The organism is Haladaptatus sp. AB618 (assembly GCF_024136965.1).
GTDB lineage: Archaea > Halobacteriota > Halobacteria > Halobacteriales > Haladaptataceae > Haladaptatus.
Map to the genome: position 1 here is coordinate 35,698 of NZ_JAMYJX010000007.1, position 18,902 is coordinate 54,599.

An 18,902-nucleotide genomic window follows, 5' to 3' on the forward strand; every position below is an offset into this window, starting at 1 on the left:
GAAACGAAGGGAAAGAAAACGGTGAAGATCAGTAGTCGAGTCGCTCGACGATCTTCGCGTCGAGGTCTTCACGGAGCTCCTCGACTTCGACTTCGTCGAGAACGGGGACGAAGAACCCTTCCACGAGCATGTTCTTGGCCAGTTCGTCCGGCACGCCGCGCGATCCCATGTAGAACAGGTCCTCCTCGTCGACCTGTCCGACCGTCGCGGAGTGGCTGGCTTCGGTGTCGTGGTTGTTGATGATGAGTTTCGGCGAGGCGTCGGCTTCGCTCTGGTCCGAGAGCATCAGCGTGTTCTCACGCTGGTAGGAACTCGTGTCCCACGCGTCCTTTCCGACGTCCTGGACGCCCTCGTAGACGGAGCGCGCTTCGTCGTCGAGCACGCCGCGGGTGACGAGGTCGGCCGTCGTGTGTTCGTTCTTGTGCCAGACGCGGGCAGCGACGTCGAAGTGCTGGTCGTCGTGACCGAAGAACGCGCCGACGGTCTTCGTCTCCGAGCCTTCGCCGTCGAGCAGCGTCTCGACGGAGGATTTGGTGAGTCGAGAGCCGACGTTCCCCTCGACCCAGTTGACGGTGGCGTGGTCGGCGGCGGTACCACGCTTCAACGTGTAGGTGTACGTCTCCTCGTCGACGTCCTGCAGGGAACCGTACTGGACGTGGCTGTTCTCGCCAGCCGCGATTTCGACCAGGCCGCTGTAGTAGCGTTCGCCTTCCAACTCTTCACTCTCCTGGCGTTCCATGATGGTCACCGAGCTCGATTTCTCGGTGACAACGAGCGTGTAGTTGAACAGCGACTGGCTCTGCATCGTCGTCCGAATCGTCACGTCCTCGGCGTCGACGCCCTCGGGGACGTAGACGAGCGTACCGGACGTGAACAGCGCCGTCGAGAGCGCCGTCAGGTAGTTGTCTTCGGGGTCGATGACGGAGCCGAAGTACTCCTCGACGATCTCCTCGTGCTCGTCCAGCGCGTCGGACAGCGAGAGGACGGAGACGCCTTCGGGTTCGACGCGCTCTTTCTCCTCTGCGGCCGACAGCGGATCGACGAAGCTGTCGTAATCGAGCGCGTCGAGGTTCGTCCAGTCACGTCCCGGCGTTCGAATGACGTCGGGCATGTCGAGGTCGTCCAACGCGGAAAGCGCGTCGAGACGTGCTTCGAGCAGCCACTCGGGTTCGCCGAGGTCGCTCGAAATCTCGCGGACGGTCTCCTCCGAGAGGGTGCTGTGAACCTGCGTGCTCATCCGAGGCTGCCCTCCATTTCGAGTTCGATGAGGCGGTTGAGTTCGACCGCGTACTCGATGGGGAGTTCTTCCGTGATGGGTTCGATGAACCCGCTCACGATCATCTGTTTCGCGTCGTCGTCGTCGAGACCGCGGCTCTGGAGGTAGAAGACGTCCTCGTCACCGATTTTCCCGACGGTCGCCTCGTGGGCGACGTTGACGCGGTTTTCGTTGATCTCCATGTACGGCATGGTGTCCGACGTGGACTCGTTGTCGAACATCAGCGCGTCACATTCGACCGACGTGGACGAGTCGACTGCCCCTTCGCTGATGTGAACGAGACCGCGGTAGTTCGTGCGGCCTCCGTCCTTGCTGATGGACTTCGACTCGATGGTCGAGTTGGTGTTCGGCGCGTTGTGGTACACCTTTGCGCCGGTGTCGATGTTCTGTCCCTCGCCCGCGAAGGCGATGGAAATCTGGTTCGCGGACGCGCCGCGACCCTTGAGGATGGAACACGGGTAGAGCATGGTGGATTTCGAACCCATGCTTCCCGAGACCCACTCCATGCGGCCACCTGCTTCGACGATGGCGCGCTTGGTGTTGAGGTTGTACGTGTTCTTCGACCAGTTCTGCACGGTCGAGTACTGGACGTGAGCGTCCTCGCCGACGAAGACCTCAACGCCACCGGAGTGGAGGTTGAACGCGGAGTATTTCGGTGCCGAACAGCCCTCGATGTAGTGGACTTCGCTGCCCTCTTCCGCGATGATGAGCGTGTGTTCGAACTGGCCCATCCCTTCGGAGTTCATGCGGAAGTACGCCTGCACCGGCATCTGGACGGTCACGTCCTCGGGGACGTAGACGAACGACCCTCCGGACCAGACCGCGCCGTGGAGCGCCGCGAACTTGTTGTCGCTCGGCGGCACGCACTTCGTCATGAAGTACTCTCGGACGAGGTCCTCGTGCTCCTGGACCGCTTGGTCCATGTTGCAGAAGATGACGCCCTTTTCCTCCCACTGTTCCTGCATGTTCTGGTAGACGACCTCGGACTCGTACTGGGCACCGACGCCGGAGAGCGCGTTGCGCTCCGCCTCCGGGATGCCGAGTTTGTCGAAGGTGTCCTTGATGTCGTCCGGGAGGTCGTCCCAGTCGTCCGCGCCGCCGCGTTTGTCGACGTCGGGGCGGATGTAGGGAACGATCTCCTCGACATCGAGTCCCGAGAGGTCGGGCTGGCCGGGCCAGTCCGTCGGCATGGGCATGTTCTGGTAGTGTTCCAGTGCGCGAAGACGCCGCTGGAGCATCCATTCCGGTTCGTCCTTGTCCTCGCTGATGAGGCGGACGACCTCCTCGGTCAGTCCCTTGTCGGACTTGACCGCGGCTCGCTGTTCCTTCTTGAACTCGAACCGTTCTTCCGTATCTGTCTCTTTCAAGTGGTCCTGATCTGAACTCATGATATCACCTTATGCGGTCTCGTAGACCTGGTCGCGGACCCAGTCGTACCCCTTGTCTTCGAGTTCCTCGGCGAGCTCCGGGCCGCCTTCCTTGACGATTTCGCCGTCGAGCATGATGTGGACCGTGTCGGGTTCCACGTAGTCGAGGATACGCTGGTAGTGGGTAATCTGGAGGATGCCAGTACCCTGCTCGTCGCGGAGTGCGTTGATTCCTTTCGATACGTCCTGTAGGCGGTCGATGTCCAGCCCCGAGTCGATCTCGTCCAGCACCGCGATGGACGGTTCGAGGATGGCGGCCTGCAGCACTTCGTTCTGCTTCTTCTCACCGCCGGAGAACCCGGCGTTGAGGTAGCGCATGGCGAACTTCTCGTCCATGTCGAGTAGTTCCATCTTCTCCTTGAGGAGTTCCTGGAACTCGGCGACGCCGACTTCACCGTCGTCGGCCGGGCCTTCCATCGGACTGGTGTCGTAGCCGGACTCTTCCTCTTCGTCTTCAACTTCGTCCTCTTCACTGAAGAGGTCTTCGCGCTCTTCGAGTTTCGCGTTGAGTGCGGTGCGGAGGAAGTTGGACATCGTGACCCCTTCGATTTCCGCGGGGTACTGGAACGCGAGGAAGATGCCGAGCGCCGCGCGCTCGTTCGGTTCCATTTCGAGAAGATTCCACGTCCGCTTGTCTTCCGGAATCTCGATGTCGCCGAAATCACCCTCTTCGAGGTGTAGGAGTACCTCTCCCTCGGTGACTTCGTACGCGGGGTGTCCCGCGATGACTTTCGACGTCGTCGATTTCCCGCTTCCGTTCGGTCCCATCAACGCGTGAATCTCGCCGGATTCGACTTCGAGATCGACGCCGTTGAGGATCTTTTCGCCTTCTTCCACGACCTCTGCGTGGAGGTTTTTCAGTTCGAGCGTTGCCATTGTTAGGTTCACCTAAGTCGTTTAGACGAAGGGTAGGTCGTCCCATAACCGTTTCGCATTCCTGTGCAATCGATTTTCGGAAAGGAAAAAATAGTTTCCCAGAGTGGAAAAGGAGTGCCCTCCAGGACGGCGCAAGAACGGATCGGAAATCAAACCGACCCAGTCACATGAAACTGCTGAGGCCGGTCTGCTGTTGGCCCGTTTTCACTTCCTCCCACGAGACGTCGAGCGCCTCCAGCACGCGCTCGATGGGGCCCTTGAGCGTCTTGTCGAGCATCTTGTCCCAATCGATTTCGAACTCGTCGGGAATCTGGTCGGCGTACTCGAAGCAAATGACGTCCTGTTCGTGTTTGAACTCGCCGTACAGCGTGTCCGGACGAGCGTCGAACTCCCCTTCACGCTCGATTCGCTCGAAGTACGCTGGATGTACCTTCTTTAGATAGAGGCGTTTCGGCTTGCTTCCGCGCTGGAAGTTGGTTCCAAGCAGGAGGTTCGCGTACTTCGCGCCGCGAACCTGTGCCGTATCGGTGTCGTAGTTGTCGAGTCGTTTGCCGATACCGCCCGGAATGGCGACCTCGTTCAAATCGACGTTCCCGTCCTGGAAGTCCACGATGATGTCGTGGACGTACTCCTCCACGTCGTCCAAATCTTCCCCGGTTACGATCATCTCGATGACCTGCCGCTGGACCTCCTTCGTGATGGGCGCGATGTCCGAGCGTTTGTACTCGAACCCGGTGATGTCGATGTCGTCTACGTCCTTGCCTTCCTTCCAGATGATGTAGCCCGCGTACCGCTTTTTCTTGCCCGCCTGGAAGAACCGCCGGTACAGTTTCTCGAACTCGATCTGGAAGCGATGTTCGTTCGCGTTGAGTTCCTCGCGCGCGAACTCGTCATAGCGGGAGTTGATGTGCTCCTCGATTCCGAAGGACTGTTCGAGGGCCTCGTCCTTCGCGATGTCGCCGCCGAGTTCGAGCATCACCGAATCGGTGTCCCCGTATGCCACTTCGTAGTCGATTTCGTTCGCCGCCGTCTCGGTGAACTCGATGACTTCCCGGCCAGTGGCGGTGATGGCCGCGCCCATCTCCTTGTCGTAGAGGCGGAACCGGTCCCACCCCAGCACGCCGTACAGCGAGTTCATGATGACCTTCACCGCGGCTTGCTGCCGGTCGTAAATCCCGTACTCGGCGCTGTTCGGGTCGTGTTCGTTCCGCAGTCCCTTTTTCTCCTCGCGCTCGGCCAGCGTTTCCGTGATGATGTCGCGGATGATGCCGTCCTCGTCCTTCCGGAAGTGGGTGCCGTTCGGCGCGACGTAGGTATCCCCGTCGAACGTTTCCGGGTCCACCTTCGTCTCGGGGGACGCGTTGATGGTCGCCATCGACATCGGATACAGGGATTTCAGGTCCAGCACCGTCACGTTCTCCCTGACGCCTGTAATCGGGTCGAACACGGCACCGCCCTCGTAATCCTCGCTCTCGACCTGCCCCTTCGACGGGAGCGCGAACTGACCGTGGGCTTTGTGCAGGACGTACACGTCCACCGCATCGCCTGGCGTCGTCGCGTCTTCGAGTTTACATCCGACGAACGAGGCGACCTCCTTCCAGAAGGTGACGATGTCCTGTTTCTTGTCGAGTTCGACGCAGAGTTCCACGTCCCGAACGTTGTACTCCAGCAATCGAGTCGGGTTCTCCTCCCAGAGGTCGCCGATGTCGCCCGCGTAGCGCTCCTTCCCGACGCCGAGTTCGACCTCGCCGACCGCGTCCAGCCGATAGGAGTCGAGTTCGCTGAACTGCGTTCGTTTGTACGCGTACAGCAGGTCGAAGACGACGCGACCCTTGACGGTCGGGCCACCCCAGTCGCTCCGCCACACTTCGTTCACGCGTGAGAGTCGGTTGTAGTTGAGGTCGTAGTCGTGATGCGGTCCCTCCAACCGTTCGAGTCGGTCGAGGAAGTACGGCGCGTCGAAGTCCTCGAAGTTCCACCCCGTGAGGACGTCGGGGTCGGTGTCGTCGATGTAGTCGAGGAACGAAGCGAGCATGGCCTCCTCCGTCTCGAACGTCCGGACGTCGATGGACGGTTCCTCCCGAAGCGGTTCGTATTCCGGGAGGTCCGTCGGCAGGTCGGCCTCGCCGTCGGGCGCGTCGAACAGCCACGCGATGTACTCGTCGCGATAGGAGTCGTGACTCGTCAGACAGACGATCGGCTCCTCGCCGTCCTCCGGGAAGCCGGAGCGGTCGTCGACTTCGATGTCGAAGGTGTGTACCCTGAGATTTGCCTGCACCTCGGCCGCTTCTACTTCGCTTTCCTGAACGACGAGGCCGCCGTCGTCCCGTCGTCGTTCCGGAATCCGAATCCCGCTGTTGATGTCCTTGTCGATGAGAAACCGGTTGGGAAAGAGGATGTCGGCCTCGAAGTGCTCGAACTCGTCGCGGATGTTACCGACGTCGCGTGGCGTCCGACCGAAAATCTTGGTCAACTGCTCGCCACGGATACTCTCGTATCCCTCCTCCGAACCCGTAATTCGGCCATCGTTCAGCTTCCCGTCGTTCAGCGTCTTCGTCGGCGCGTAGAAGTACGGTTGAAAGCCGACGACGCGGACGTGTTCCTGTTCGTCGTCCGACGTCCGGCCGAAGACGTGGATGATGGGTTCTTCGTCGTCGCCGTTCCCGTCGATGGTGTAATCTACCTGTGTCACCGCGAGTTCGATGGTTCCCTGCGAGTCCGGGAGCCAATCGGTATCGGCGTCCACGACGTGCGCCGTCGTGTCGTTTGCTCCTGCAACGGCGTGGGCTTCCGCTGCGGGGCGTTCCTCGCCGCCCGCAAAGTCGCCAAGCCCGGATTGAGTCATGTCGATTGTTTTTGGCGCTTCCGGGTAAAAACCCTCCCGTTTGTGCCAGTCCCGGAAGGGGAAAGAGATTTAATGTGTTAACTCATAGCACAGGTTGAGGTCAAGCCAATGTCTGACCGTGCAACAGAAGACGGAACGCTGGACTGCGCAGAAACCGAACTACCGGTTCCCGACGAACCGATGAGTTCGATTGAAGCCTATGAGACGGAGGACGGTGTCGTATTCTACGATGCCAACAATCCGCTCGGCTGGCTCAAGGCGTCCAGCACGGTCACGCTAGAAAAACACGTCTGAATCGACTCCGAACGCTTTTCCCTTTTATCCACCAACGTTCGACACCGTGTCCGACGACTTCGGCGATGACGATGAATCCTCGGAACCTGATGAGGCTTCTGAAGGGGGTCTATTCCCGAAAAATCCGGCCGACTGGTTTCAGGTCGGCGGGGTGAACGACAGTGATTACAACGGGCCAACGGTCCGCGATTACAGCGAGGTGGACGCACCTTCCGAGATCAAAAACGAGTTCTGGAGACAAGTGCTGTTGTTCAATATCGCCATCTTCTGTCTCGCCCTCGGCGTCTTGCTCATCGCCTTCGAGCAACGATGGGCCTTCGGCGGCGGATTGCTCGCCGTCGGCGTCGTGGCGTTCGTACGCGGGTACCGCCGTTATCAGGAGTTCCAGAAGGACTAACCCGTCCGCCGCCGCTAGAACGACCGTATGCGAACCGTGCGCGACGAATCGGGGAAGCCGTATCTACTGGTCAAACGGTCGAGCGAGTCAAGCCTCGTCCGCGACCCGAAAACTGGAGAGGAGCGATATCTCGAAAACGATAGTCTCGAACCCGCCGAGGGGGAATCCCCACTGGAAACCGCTGCACGCCGAGTACACCCATCGGTCAGACGAATTCTCACCGCCGTTCCGAACGACCGCGCCCTCGGCCTGTTGGTCGAGTTGTTCGAGCGGGGGGCGGTTCCGGCACGAACCCTCGTCTCGTCGTACGATCTCTGTGAAAGCGATCTGCACGGCTTGCTCGCCGAATTTCGTGCGGCAGGGCTCGTTGAGGAGCGCAAAATCATGGGTGAACGTGGATACGGGTTGACCGATATCGCACGGGAGGGACTGGAACTGTTAGTCGGCGACGCCGAGCAGTGAATCGAGTTCCTCGACGTGCGATCGATTCGTGGTCGAATCCTTCTCCACGCGCACGAGGTTGTCCGCACCACCGACCAACTCGTCGTCGTGGCTGACGACGATGATCTGTTCGACGCCCAACTCGCGCATCGATTCCACGAGTTCGACCAACTGCGAGACGTGTCCCGAGTCGAGGAACACCGTCGGTTCGTCCAGAATGAGCGGGGGCATCGGCGCGCTTCCCTCGATCCCCTCCGCGAGCAACCGATAGATGGCACAGCGCAGGCTCAGGTTGAACAGCGCCCGTTCCCCGCCCGAGAGCTGTTGTGGGTCGAGCGGTTCCCCGTCCTTCTGATAGATCGTGAGACGGTACTCGCCGTCGAGCGCGATGCGCGCGTACGAATCGTTCTGGTACACCAGATCGAACACTTCGTTCAGCATCCGTTCGAGGCTCCGCACGTTTCGCTGGCGGAGTTCCGATCGGAGGTCTCCGTACATCGACTGCAGATCCGCGGCCTCGTCGTACAGCGATTCCAGCGCCGAAACGCGGGCTTCGATATCGTCACGCCGATTCCGAAGTTCTTCCAACTCCTCGATTTCACCACGAACGCCACCGATTCGATCAATGAGGTCGTCCCGCCGTTCGCGGAGCGACGACAGTTTGTCCGTAACCTGTTCCAGGTAGTTCTCCGCCCGTTCCTCGTCGTCACGGGCTTTTTCGACCGCCGACTCGTCGTACGCTTCTCGGAGCTCCGACTGCCGCGTCCGTTTGTCCGAGAGGCTCTCGCGGCGCTGATCGTTGAGTTCCTCCAGATGGTTTCGTGTTTCCACAAGCCGTTCGAGCTCTGATTCCGCGTCCGATATCTTCCCCTGAATGGTTTGGATCCGCTCGATTCGTGCCTCGCGCTCGGCTATCGCCTCGCGCTTGGCTTCGAGCGTTTCGGCTTCCTCCCGGTGGGTCGCCGCCTTCGCTTCGAGTTCGTCCACGTCCGAACGGCGTTCCTCCGCGTCCGATCCGAGCGTTTCGGCTTCTTCCCGAAGCTTCTCGGCCTCTTCGCGCTTTTCCTCGACGGTTTGCGCCCGACTTTCGACCAACTGTTCGACGTTCTTTCGGTTACTCTGGCGCTCTCGAACGCGGTTTTCGGCGGTGACGAGTTCCTCCGCACGCTCGATTTTAGTCTCCAGTTCCGTGCGCGTTTCCCGGAGCGACTCCACTTTCCCTTCCAGTTCCGCTACCTTGGATCGGTCCTCGTCCACGGTATCGACGTGTGGAGATTCCTCCACGGGTTGCCCACACTCCGGACATTTCCCGGCATCGAGGAGACGTTCGGCTTCCGCGACCCGCTCCTTCGCGGTTTGCAGTTTCGCCCGAACGTCGGTCTCTTCCTCACGACAGTCCGTGAGGTCCGAGCGAAGCGATTCGAGATGCTCTTTCGCCTCGCCGAACTCGATAGGGGTATCCGTGAACCGCTTCCGATACGATTCGATTTCCTCGTCCAGTTCGGTCAGTTGCTCGCGGCTGGTTTCGAGTTGTTCGGTCGTCTCCTCGACTTCCGCGTCGAGTCGCTCCGCTCGCTGGCCCTTTTCGTCCGCTCGCGATTCGAGTTCGTCGGCTCGTTCCCCGAGGTTCGACGCCTGATTGTCGAACATCTGGGCCTTCATGCGCCGGTCTTCCAACTCCTCCGCGACGGATTCGTCCTCGGAGTCGAGTTCCGCCAATCGCGCGTCGAGCACGTCCTTGTCGGCCGTTTCGAGCGTCGTCTCGGCGAGCAGTTCGTCGACGTTCGATTCCAACTCCGAAATCCTCTCCCGAACCTCGCTCGCCTGCGTTCGGCAGTTCTCGCGTTTCCCTTCCGTCTCGGCGATTTCGTCCCGCAGGGTTTCGATATCCTCGGAAACAGATTCCAATTCTTCCCGTTTTTCCTCGGACGTTTCGAGCGTCTCCCGTGCTCCTTCGAGCGTTTTCCGCGCCTCGTCGCGGTTCCCTTCGAACCGCTCGATTTGCGACTCCATCTCGTTGCGCTTCGATTCGAGGTCGTTCAGCAGTTCGTGGAGGTTCTTCTCCTCTTTTCCCTCGATCTGGGATTCGAGTTCCGATAGACTCCCGCTCCGGTCGTCGAGGACGCTTTTCACCCCGAGGCGGGCGTCGCTCGCACGCTCCCGGTACTCCTCCAGTTTCCCGAGTTGGAGGAGGTCGTCGATCATGTCCTGTCGCTGTGACGGCGTCGCGTTGATGAGTTTGTTCACCTCTCCCTGTCGGACGTAGGCACAGTTGACGAACGCCTCCGCGTCCATCCGGAACAGGCCGACGATGTGGTTGCGGACGTCGCGGGCACCGTCGAACGTCGCGTCGGGGGTTTCGAGTACGCATTTCGCGGTCTGGGCGTTCTCCCCCGTCGCACGGATTCGGCGGTGGATATGGTAGTTCCCGCCAGCGTGCTGGAACCAGAGTTCGACTTCGGCGTCCTCCGCACCGATGGTGACGACGTCTTCGAGCGTTCTGTCGAGCGCTCGCGCGCCGTACAGCGCGAAGAAGCACGCTTCGAGCAGGGAGGATTTGCCGCTCCCGTTGAGGCCGTGGATGACCGTGATTCCGGAATCGAGCGTGAGGTCGGCATCCTCGTAGCATTTGAAGTTCGACAGCCGAACGCGTTCGAACTTCACAGGTAGTCCTCCATCGAAACCTGCCCATCCGTTCCGTCAGCAGCGTCGGCGGCGTCAGACTCGGCCTCGACGTCACTGTCGTCAGCGCTCGCAGCATCGCCCGTACTCCCTGTTTCGTCCATGCTTTCCGTATCGTCCGTACTTTCCGTTTCGGCCGTACTTTCCGCATCCGCGGAGGACTCCACGGGCTGAGATTCTGCGATCGATCCTTCGGTCGAATCCTGCGACCCTACTTCGGACCCGTCGTCGGCCGGGGAATCGGCGGTCGATTCCACCGCGACAGCCGTTCCGTCTTCGGGATTCGAACTCACCGAAACGGAAATATCGGACCCGTCCGTCTCGGATTCCTCGTCCGTCGATTCCGATCCTTCGCCTTCCATCGGTTCGAACGCCCCGACGTCGTCCGCGATGCGGGTCGAAACGTGATCCTCGATGGCCGCCCGGACGTTCGAATCCGCGACTTTGCTCGCGCGAACGAGTTCGTCCAGTTCGTGTGCGGCCTCGCTGAGTCCCATCTCACGGACGCGCTGGCGCACGGCGTCGTCCGGGTCGGCGAACGAAACCGACAGTTCGTCGGCTTCGGCTTCGATCTCCCGTCGGTCGGTGATACGGGCGACGAGCGCCCCCGCCTCCAACGCGAACTCCTCCACGCGGGCGGGCGTGACGTCCTTCCCTTCGCCCTCGATGGAGATCAGGACGACCGAATCCTCCACGTCGTACTCCCGAATCGCATCACGCACGCGGTCGATACCATCGTCCTCGCCGAGCGTCACCGAGACGTACTCGAAATCCCGGGTCGGGATGCCGCGCCGGGTGATGGTCACGTCGTCGGAAAAGTGGACGATGTTGTAGCCCCGGTCGTCGCGCTCGCTCGCGCTGGCGCGCTCGGTCGAACCGCAGTAGGTGACCCACGCGTCGGCGACTTCCTCCCGTTGCGGTTTGTGGTTGTCGCCGAGCAACATCGCGTCGAAATCGACCGACGCCTCGGTCAGCACTTCCTCCGCGTCCCAGTTGCCGAACTCGAACGGTTGAAACAGGCCGTGGGCGACGAGCGCGGCGGTATCCGCGTCGTGTTCGTCGAACTCGTATTCGAGTTCGTCGCGTTTCGAGAGCGGAACGTGGTCCAAGCCGTAGAAGGCGGTGTCGCCGACGAGGACCGGGGACGGTCCGAGTCGCGTCGCAAGCCCGAGCGTCTCGAAGAGGTCGAGCCACTGTTGGCCGTGCGTGCTCTCGTGGTTCCCGACGATTGCGAGAAACGGGATGTCCGCCCGATTGAGTTTCCGAAGGACGGAAATCGTCCCGTGGAGGTCGATGAGTCCCGGTCGGCGGTCGTGAAACAGGTCACCAGCGTGGACCACGGCGTCGACGTCGTCCTCGATGGCGTCCTCGACGACCCTGTCGAAGGCGGCAAGAAAATCGTCCCGTCGCTCGGGCGAATGGTACTGGCGATACCCGATGTGAGTGTCGCCCGTGTGAATCACCCGTGTCATTGCTTTCGGTAGGTTCCCTTCTCATAAATTGTTTCCGTGACGGTCGCGTTGAGAGGTGCATGACGTTTCAGACGGCGAGGGTTCGAGCCGACCTGCTCGCCGACCTCGACGGAGCGGCCGCCGTCGCTGACAGCGGTTCCGACGATTCGATCCCCGTCCACCTCCCGTTCACCGGCGAACAAGTCGGAAGCGTTCCGGCGGCGACCGAGCGGGACGTTTCCGAGGCGGTTTCGCGTGCGCGAGCGGCCCAACGCGAGTGGTCGTCGTGGTCGGTCGAACGACGGGCGTGCCTTCTGTCCCGGTTTCACGACCTCGTGCTCGACAGGCAGGACGAACTGCTCGACGTGATGGGGTTGGAAAGCGGAAAAGCGCGACAACATTCCTTCGAGGAAGTCCTCGACGTGGCGACCAATGCCCGATACTACGCGAACCGTGGAGCGGACTTCCTGCGGCCACGTCGGCGAGATGGAGCGATTCCGTTCGCGACGAAGACGAAGGAGTACCGGACTCCCGTCGGCGTCGTCGGGATTATCGCACCGTGGAACTACCCGCTCACGCTCGCCGTCTCGGACGCGATTCCCGCGCTGTTGGCCGGAAATTCGGTCGTTCTGAAACCGGCAGAGGAGACGCCGTTTACCGCACTGTTCGCCACGAAACTGCTTCGGGAAGCGGGAATCCCCGAAAACGTCTTCCAGGTAGTGACCGGTCGTGGGGGCGAGGTCGGCCCGGCGCTCATCGACGGCGTGGATTTCGTGGGTTTCACCGGCAGCACCGAGACGGGGCGAACGGTGGCGAAGCGCGCAGGAGAGAACCTCGTGAAGTGCTCGCTGGAGCTCGGCGGAAAGAATCCCATGCTCGTTCTCGACGATGCGGACGTGAGCGAGACGGTCGAGGGTGCGATTCGTGGCTGTTTCACGAACGCCGGACAGCTCTGTCTCTCCTTCGAGCGACTGTACGTGCAGGACGGCGTGTACGACGCGTTCCTGGGTCGATTTGCGGAACGAACTCGGAACCTCACGATGGCCCCGTCGCTCGACTACGATATCGAGGTCGGATCGCTCGTCTCCGAAGCGCAGTTCGAGAAAGTACGGGCACACGTCGAGGACGCCGTGGAGAAGGGAGCGACGGTCGTGACGGGCGGAAACGCGCGGCCGGACCTCGGGCCGTACTTCTTCGAGCCGACGATTCTGACGGACGTGACGGACGGGATGGTTCTCGCGCGCCAAGAAACGTTCGGGCCGGTCGTCTCCGTCACCCGGTTCTCGGATTCGGAGGAGGCGATTCGACTCGCCAACGACTCCGAACACGGTCTGAACGCGAGCGTCTGGACGACCGATTCCGAGCGAGGATGGGATGTCGCCCGGCAAATCGACTGTGGGACGGTGGGGATCAACGACCCGTATCAAGCAACGTGGGCGTCGGTCGACGCCCCGATGGGCGGCATGAAGGCTTCGGGAGTCGGTCGCCGTCACGGCCGCGAGGGGATTCTCAAGTACACGGAAGCACGAACGGTCGCCGAACAGCGGTTCGCCTCGCTCGCGCCACCGCGACGGATTCCGACGGAGTGGTACACACGAGCGATGACGGGCGTGATGCGTGCGTTCAAGTGGCTTGAGGGTGGCCGATAGATGTCCGTCTTTCTCACCGGATTTCCGGGATTTCTCGGGTCGGCGCTGACGGAGCGATTGGTCGCCCGTGGACGTTCGGTCACCTGCCTCGTACAGCCGAAATACCGGCAGAAAGCCGAGCAACGGGCGCGGGAAATCGAGCGTGAGTCTACGGGGGACGAGTCGGGACGAATCGAACTCCTCGCGGGGGACATCACCGAATCGGACCTCGGACTCGGCGAAGGGATGGATCCGTTGCAAACCGATACCGACGCCGTCTACCATCTCGCGGCCGTGTACGACCTCGCCGTGAGTCGGGAGGTCGGAATGGTCGTCAACGTCGACGGGACGACGAACGTCCTCGATTTCGCGGACGGTTGTGGAGACCTCCGGCGGTTCCAGTACGTGAGTACCTGTTACGTGAGCGGGCGCTACGACGGGACGTTCACGGAGGACCACCTCGTGGAGGGCCAGCAGTTCAACAACTACTACGAGACGACGAAGTACCTCGCCGAGGTGGCGGTACAGGAGCGGATGGCCGACGGGTTGCCCGCGACGATTTACCGCCCGGGAATCGTCGTCGGGAATAGCGAAACCGGCGAGACGCAGAAGTACGACGGTCCGTACTACCTGCTTCGGTGGCTTCTGCGTCAACCCTCGGTGGCCGTCGCCCCGACCCTCGGAAACCCGGCGACGTACGAGGTCAACGTCGTCCCACGGAACTTCGTGGTTGACGCGATAGCCGAACTGAGCAGACTGGACGAATCGATCGGGGAGGTGTACCAGCTTTGTGATCCGAATCCGCTCACGGTGGACGAGATGCTTCGAGTCTTTGGACGGGCGACGGGGAAACGGGTCGTCCGAGTGCCGGTTCCGAAGAGCGCCCTGAAACGGGTGCTTTCCAGCCTCCCGGAGTTGGGTATCGAACCGGCAACGCTCGATTACTTCGACCAGCCGACGAGCTATGCCTGTGAGAACACGCTGGCCGCGCTCGAAACGATCGACGAATCGGTTCGCTGTCCGGCGTTCGGGTCGTACGTCGGGAATCTGGTGTCGTTCGTCCGCGAACACCCGGAGATCACGCCCGACGCGATGGTGTGACCGTGGAGCAATGGAAGCGGGAATTGGTAAGATAGCTACCGTTGTAAACGGCGAAGTGAGCAAAACAGGGTGAGTAGACGGAGTGGGAAGAGCGGGGGAAGTGGGGTGAGTGGAGGGAGCGGGGGAAGTGAGGTAAGTGGAAGGAGCGGGGGAAGTGGTGGGTGTGGGGTGAGTGGAGGGAGTGAATCGAGTGGGTGGCGTCAGCCGATCGAGAGGTGTATGGTATGGTTGTGCCACGGGTGGCTACCGTTGGCCGCGCCATGAGATATAAACGCTCAGGTGGGTCGGGGAATTAGAGGTCGAGCGTGTAGAGGCGCTTGCGGGCGTCGGAGAACGAAAACCGAGAATCCACGAGGTCTTCGTCTTCGAGACGGGTCAGGGCGTAGCGAACGGTTCGCGGGGGCAGTAGCGTCTCGTCCGCGAGTTCGCTCTGGGTCATCGTCTCGTTGTATTCCAGCACCTTTGCGACTAACTTTGCGCTCGGAGGGAGGTCGCGGATGGTGGCGGTCGAATCCACGTCCTGAAGCCGAGTATCGGTCGTTCGTGATAGCTCTGGGGCACTCATCAATCATCCATTTCGGATACAGCGTAATAATATTTCCCATTCGTTTTTATTACCTTCAGGAATTAAAATGCAGGGATGGTCCGTGTGTACCAACAGGTCGTTCACCCGAAGCCTCTTAAGATGCAGGCTCTTATCCGGAACTGATGACCGATACTGTGGATGACGTAGAACTCCCATACGACGAGGAGAGTACGTCACAACAGGAACAAATAGAGGCTCTCCAAGAGCGTCTCGATGTCCTCGAATCCCAGAACGAGGAAATGCGGGACAAGCTTCTCGACGCGAACGCAGAGAACAACAAGTATCAGCAGAAACTCGAACGGCTCACCCACGAGAACAAGAAGCTGAAACAGTCACCGCTGTTCGTCGCCACGGTACAGGAGATTACCGACGAAGGCGTCATCATCAAACAACACGGCAACAACCAGGAAGCGGTCACCGAAGTGACCGAGGAAATGCGCGAGGACCTCGACCCTGACGCGCGTGTCGCCGTGAACAACTCCCTCTCTATCGTGAAGACGCTCGACGACGAGACAGACGTGCGCGCTCGCGTGATGCAGGTCACGAAGAGCCCCGAGGTCACCTACGCCGACATCGGCGGACTCGAAGAGCAGATGAACGAGGTTCGGGAGACCGTCGAGATGCCGCTCGAACACCCCGAGATGTTCGAAGAGGTCGGTATCGATCCGCCGAGCGGCGTGCTCCTCTACGGTCCGCCAGGTACCGGGAAGACGATGCTGGCCAAGGCCGTCGCCAACCAGACCGACGCCACGTTCATCAAGATGGCCGGATCTGAACTGGTCCACAAGTTCATCGGCGAAGGTGCGAAACTCGTCCGCGACCTGTTCCAAGTCGCACGTGACCACGAGCCAGCGGTCCTCTTCATCGACGAAATCGACGCCATCGCGTCGAAGCGCACCGACTCGAAGACGTCGGGCGACGCCGAAGTCCAGCGGACGATGATGCAGTTGCTCTCGGAGATGGACGGCTTCGAGGATCGCGGCGAAATCCGCATCATCGCGGCGACCAACCGCTTCGACATGCTCGACCGCGCCATCCTCCGCCCCGGTCGCTTCGACCGTCTCATCGAAGTGCCCAACCCTGGCGAGGAAGGCCGCGAGCAGATCTTCGAGATCCACACCCGCGACATGAACGTCGCCGACGACGTGGACTTCGAACACCTCGCGGAGGAGACGGGCGACGCCAGCGGTGCCGACATCAAGGCCATCTGTACCGAGGCCGGGATGTTCGCCATCCGCGACGAGCGCACCGAAATTCGGATGCAGGACTTCCTCGACGCACAGGAGAAGATCGAGCAGGAAGAAGAGGAGAACGACGAAGTCTCCAAGACGTTCGCGTAATCTCGTCTAAACAATTCTGGGCCGCCCGCAGCACCCGCTTCGGGCGGATTTTCCATCGTTCGCAGTTCCCAACTCGCAGTTGTCGAGCGGTCAGTCGTTTCAGAACGCTCAATTATTCGAGCGACCAGCTATCCTAGCAGCCAAAAAATAGCGTACGGAATCCCGAACAGCAGGACGGTCATCGACACGAGGATGAGCAGATACGATCCGACCGTGCTCGCCGCGGTCTTCCACGCGGGGTGGTCGAAGCCAGCAGTTTCAGCGGTTTCGGTCATACCCGACGTTTCGTGTCTCTCACCTAAACGCTACCGGACTGTCAGGGGGTTCGATTACCGCAAGATGTCCCCGATTCGGCGCGCCTGACCACCTGTCGCCGGGTCCTTCTCCACGATATGCAGCACTTGGTGGTCCGTCACGTCGTAGTAGGACTTCCCCGTCGCCTCCTCTATGAGGTCCTTCGAGAGCCGGAATTCCGTCCCTTCGTACACGACATCGACGCCATCATCATCGAACGAGAGCGTAGTCATGCCCCTTCGTTGGCCACGGTCGGATAAAAAAGCTACAAATCGGAGACGACGATACTGGTTCTGAAAGCTCCCGTCCGTTCGCTACGAAGAGACGTGTTTGATCCTGTTTTTGGGATTGTAGTTGCCGGGGAATAGAGTTTGAACGTCCCCATTCGTTTGCTACACAGGGGTGTTCGCTGGGTTTGTGAGTGCAGTCGCTAAGAAGACGACCTCGACAGCCTCCGCCCATGTGGATAGTTGCTCGCGCAGACGACCACGTAAACGTAAGCGTACAGCCCCTTTCAACCCACCCACACCACGCACCTCATCCTCCCCAACCTCTTCTCCCGTCCGGTCGCTCGTCCACCGTCGGAGACAAGCTCCGACGAGCCACTCGTTCACTCCGGAAGAGCAAGCTCTTCCGTGCTCCCGTTCGCACGCTCACGGGAACTTCGTCGCCGGCGCTTTGCGCCGGCTTCCAGCGGGACCTCCGGTCCCGCCCGGTTCACGAGGACCTCGCGCGGGCGCACAGGGGTGCGCCTTCGCACGCCGTAGCGGCTGGTCCGTAGCACTCAGCCTGTCCTTCCGAGTGGCGCACGCTGGCACCGGCCGGAGGCCAGCGGTCGGCCGACGGTCGGTGCCGATAGCGTGCGAGGGATGACGAAGGGAGCGCTAGCGACCTGAGGAATCGGCTGGGGAGGCGTGTGGTGTGGGGCGGGGGCTGTCGAGGTCGTCTTCTTAGCGACTGCACTCACATACCAGACAGACACCTCTGTTCGGAGTGAACGGGTGGGGACTTTCGAGGTAATCATCCCAGCAACTGCGATCACAAAACTATCACTCACAGCCCTTCGTGGCGGCAGACGGGCGTCAGACGACTCGGGAGGATTTATTACGAGCGAACCGGTGGTAGGATGTGTGCCGCTCCGTTCCGACCCTCTGGATGAACTCTCGATTCCCGACGGGACGACCGTCGAAGAACACGACCTAGTGACCGACGGGGACATCATCGTCGGCGCGCAGAGTACCGTCGAGTTCGGCGTACGGGGAAACAACGTCGTTGCGGGCGAACGGGCGACGTTCGGCGGACACATCGAAGCCGAGGACGACTGCCGACTGGACCTCTGGTGTGACGTGGACGGCGACGTGCTCGTCGGACAGGACGCCTATCTGGGCGAACGCGTCCACGTCACCGGCCAACTGATGGTCAGCGGCGATCTGGATATCGGCGACGACGTGGAAATCGACGAGGGGTTCGAAGCCAACGGCTGGATCGTCATTCGCAACCCGATGCCGACCGTGGTCTTCCTCTTCGTCTACCTCTCGCAACTCCTCCGACTCGGCGAGGAGGAGGCCGCCCAGGGCATCATCGACGATGTGCTGGACGAGAGCGACGCGGAACCGATCACGATTCCGCGAAACGCCCACGTCAGCGATGACGCGTGGCGCGTCTCCACTCCTGCCGCCGTCGGCGACGACTGTCGCCTCCACGGCAACATCCGGGCTGAGGAAATTACTGTCGGCGCGGACAACGAAGTGTTCGGAAGCCTGCGCGGCCGCGGCGATATCGTGGTCGGCGAACGAACGCGAATTCACGGCGACGTGACGACTCGCAACGGGACCGTCGTGCTCGAAAACGGTGCCGAAGTGCTGGGCGACGTGTCCTGTACGGACCTCGAATTCCACGAGAACGCGACGGCCGACGGGACCATGCGCGCACGCGGGGAGATGACGATGGTGCGCGCCGAAACGCGAAGGCCGACCGACGAGGAGGAATCGGAGAGCGAACCCGAGGAGGTAGAAGACGCAGAAGACGCCGCCGAAGCGGTCGAGACGGCCCATCGAGACCGAAGCGGTTCCGACGGGCCAGCACCACAGGCCTGAGCAGTGACACGTTTTCGCCGTCATTTCGTCTGAGCGACAGCCATCAATCTTCCATTGAATCCGGCAAGTATGTCAGATTATTGTTAGACCTCCGACAGTATAATAACGACTGAGGGAATTGGTAATGATTGACGTATGCAAACTAAACACACTCACGGTAGGAGGTAC

Annotated in this window: 16 protein-coding genes; 7 read left to right on the plus strand and 9 right to left on the minus strand. The window is 61.0% G+C overall.

The genetic code is table 11. The features are described from left to right. Positions 1-28: 28 nt before the first annotated feature. The 4 genes from sufD to NKF26_RS18760 form a co-directional block, all read right to left on the minus strand. Positions 29-1,237, minus strand: a complete 1,209-nt coding sequence (gene sufD / locus NKF26_RS18745) for a Fe-S cluster assembly protein SufD (protein ID WP_253226209.1) — start codon at positions 1,235-1,237, stop codon at positions 29-31. After that, a complete protein-coding gene (gene sufB, locus NKF26_RS18750; protein ID WP_066146363.1) occupies positions 1,234-2,664 on the minus strand; it encodes a Fe-S cluster assembly protein SufB in 1,431 nt (476 codons plus the stop codon). Before sufB ends, sufD begins: the two co-directional genes overlap by 4 nt. A gap of 9 nt (positions 2,665-2,673) precedes the next feature. Next, positions 2,674-3,579, minus strand: coding sequence for an ABC transporter ATP-binding protein (locus tag NKF26_RS18755; RefSeq protein ID WP_253226210.1), 906 nt, complete (start codon positions 3,577-3,579; stop codon positions 2,674-2,676). A gap of 163 nt (positions 3,580-3,742) precedes the next feature. Continuing rightward, positions 3,743-6,424: a DNA-directed DNA polymerase gene (locus NKF26_RS18760; protein ID WP_253226211.1), complete on the minus strand. Its 2,682-nt coding sequence runs from the start codon at positions 6,422-6,424 to the stop codon at positions 3,743-3,745. Positions 6,425-6,532: 108 nt separating this feature from the next. Here NKF26_RS18760 and NKF26_RS18765 point away from each other — a divergent pair, with 108 nt between their 5' ends. The 3 genes from NKF26_RS18765 to NKF26_RS18775 are packed head-to-tail and all read left to right on the plus strand — an operon-like array spanning position 6,533 to position 7,577. Then, positions 6,533-6,718 carry a hypothetical protein gene (locus NKF26_RS18765; RefSeq protein ID WP_066146371.1) on the plus strand — a complete coding sequence of 62 codons (186 nt, stop codon included), beginning with the start codon at positions 6,533-6,535 and terminating at the stop codon, positions 6,716-6,718. Between the two features lie 46 nt (positions 6,719-6,764). Further along, positions 6,765-7,115: a M48 family metallopeptidase gene (locus NKF26_RS18770; RefSeq protein ID WP_253226212.1), complete on the plus strand. Its 351-nt coding sequence runs from the start codon at positions 6,765-6,767 to the stop codon at positions 7,113-7,115. A 27-nt stretch (positions 7,116-7,142) separates the two neighbouring features. Continuing rightward, on the plus strand, positions 7,143-7,577 hold the full coding sequence (locus NKF26_RS18775; RefSeq protein ID WP_253226213.1) for a hypothetical protein: 435 nt from the start codon (positions 7,143-7,145) through the stop codon (positions 7,575-7,577). On the opposite strand, the gene rad50 is transcribed toward NKF26_RS18775, so the two are convergent. Continuing rightward, a complete protein-coding gene (rad50, locus tag NKF26_RS18780) occupies positions 7,554-10,220 on the minus strand; it encodes a DNA double-strand break repair ATPase Rad50 (RefSeq protein ID WP_253226214.1) in 2,667 nt (888 codons plus the stop codon). The two genes, NKF26_RS18775 and rad50, sit on opposite strands and share 24 nt — an antisense overlap. After that, positions 10,217-11,710: a DNA double-strand break repair protein Mre11 gene (mre11, locus tag NKF26_RS18785; RefSeq protein WP_253234732.1), complete on the minus strand. Its 1,494-nt coding sequence runs from the start codon at positions 11,708-11,710 to the stop codon at positions 10,217-10,219. Before mre11 ends, rad50 begins: the two co-directional genes overlap by 4 nt. A gap of 59 nt (positions 11,711-11,769) precedes the next feature. Between mre11 and NKF26_RS18790 the strand changes: the two genes are divergently transcribed. Then, positions 11,770-13,338: a succinic semialdehyde dehydrogenase gene (locus tag NKF26_RS18790; protein ID WP_253226215.1), complete on the plus strand. Its 1,569-nt coding sequence runs from the start codon at positions 11,770-11,772 to the stop codon at positions 13,336-13,338. Continuing rightward, entirely contained in the window at positions 13,339-14,418 is a 1,080-nt protein-coding gene (locus NKF26_RS18795; protein WP_253234733.1) for an SDR family oxidoreductase, read from the plus strand. A 292-nt stretch (positions 14,419-14,710) separates the two neighbouring features. Here NKF26_RS18795 and NKF26_RS18800 read toward each other — a convergent pair whose 3' ends face one another. Further along, positions 14,711-14,983 (minus strand): helix-turn-helix domain-containing protein, encoded by a 273-nt coding sequence (locus NKF26_RS18800; RefSeq protein ID WP_066146395.1) that lies wholly within the window; start codon positions 14,981-14,983, stop codon positions 14,711-14,713. Between the two features lie 143 nt (positions 14,984-15,126). Between NKF26_RS18800 and NKF26_RS18805 the strand changes: the two genes are divergently transcribed. Then, entirely contained in the window at positions 15,127-16,344 is a 1,218-nt protein-coding gene (locus NKF26_RS18805) for a proteasome-activating nucleotidase (protein ID WP_253226217.1), read from the plus strand. A 128-nt stretch (positions 16,345-16,472) separates the two neighbouring features. Here the strand turns inward: NKF26_RS18805 and NKF26_RS18810 are convergent, their stop codons facing one another. Both NKF26_RS18810 and NKF26_RS18815 read right to left on the minus strand, forming a co-directional pair. Beyond that, the gene (locus NKF26_RS18810; RefSeq protein WP_253226218.1) at positions 16,473-16,619 is read right to left on the minus strand and encodes a hypothetical protein; all 147 of its coding nucleotides are present in this window, start codon (positions 16,617-16,619) and stop codon (positions 16,473-16,475) included. A 54-nt stretch (positions 16,620-16,673) separates the two neighbouring features. After that, complete coding sequence (locus NKF26_RS18815; protein ID WP_066146401.1) at positions 16,674-16,871, minus strand: DUF5800 family protein; 198 nt, start codon at positions 16,869-16,871, stop codon at positions 16,674-16,676. Positions 16,872-17,768: 897 nt separating this feature from the next. On the opposite strand from NKF26_RS18815, the gene NKF26_RS18820 reads away from it, so the two are divergent. Beyond that, the gene (locus NKF26_RS18820) at positions 17,769-18,734 is read left to right on the plus strand and encodes a polymer-forming cytoskeletal protein (protein WP_253226219.1); all 966 of its coding nucleotides are present in this window, start codon (positions 17,769-17,771) and stop codon (positions 18,732-18,734) included. Positions 18,735-18,902 lie beyond the last annotated feature (168 nt).

What these genes read in the sequence shown, in the direction of transcription:
- NKF26_RS18815 (WP_066146401.1), bottom strand. Translation starts at nt 16,871, where the DNA reads ATGACTACGCTCTCGTTCGATGATGATGGCGTCGATGTCGTGTACGAA.
- NKF26_RS18795 (WP_253234733.1), top strand. Translation starts at nt 13,339, where the DNA reads ATGTCCGTCTTTCTCACCGGATTTCCGGGATTTCTCGGGTCGGCGCTG.
- NKF26_RS18790 (WP_253226215.1), top strand. Translation starts at nt 11,770, where the DNA reads ATGACGTTTCAGACGGCGAGGGTTCGAGCCGACCTGCTCGCCGACCTC.
- NKF26_RS18775 (WP_253226213.1), top strand. Translation starts at nt 7,143, where the DNA reads ATGCGAACCGTGCGCGACGAATCGGGGAAGCCGTATCTACTGGTCAAA.
- NKF26_RS18810 (WP_253226218.1), bottom strand. Translation starts at nt 16,619, where the DNA reads ATGACCGAAACCGCTGAAACTGCTGGCTTCGACCACCCCGCGTGGAAG.
- NKF26_RS18800 (WP_066146395.1), bottom strand. Translation starts at nt 14,983, where the DNA reads ATGAGTGCCCCAGAGCTATCACGAACGACCGATACTCGGCTTCAGGAC.
- mre11 (WP_253234732.1), bottom strand. Translation starts at nt 11,710, where the DNA reads ATGACACGGGTGATTCACACGGGCGACACTCACATCGGGTATCGCCAG.
- NKF26_RS18760 (WP_253226211.1), bottom strand. Translation starts at nt 6,424, where the DNA reads ATGACTCAATCCGGGCTTGGCGACTTTGCGGGCGGCGAGGAACGCCCC.
- sufB (WP_066146363.1), bottom strand. Translation starts at nt 2,664, where the DNA reads ATGAGTTCAGATCAGGACCACTTGAAAGAGACAGATACGGAAGAACGG.
- NKF26_RS18805 (WP_253226217.1), top strand. Translation starts at nt 15,127, where the DNA reads ATGACCGATACTGTGGATGACGTAGAACTCCCATACGACGAGGAGAGT.
- sufD (WP_253226209.1), bottom strand. Translation starts at nt 1,237, where the DNA reads ATGAGCACGCAGGTTCACAGCACCCTCTCGGAGGAGACCGTCCGCGAG.
- NKF26_RS18765 (WP_066146371.1), top strand. Translation starts at nt 6,533, where the DNA reads ATGTCTGACCGTGCAACAGAAGACGGAACGCTGGACTGCGCAGAAACC.
- NKF26_RS18755 (WP_253226210.1), bottom strand. Translation starts at nt 3,579, where the DNA reads ATGGCAACGCTCGAACTGAAAAACCTCCACGCAGAGGTCGTGGAAGAA.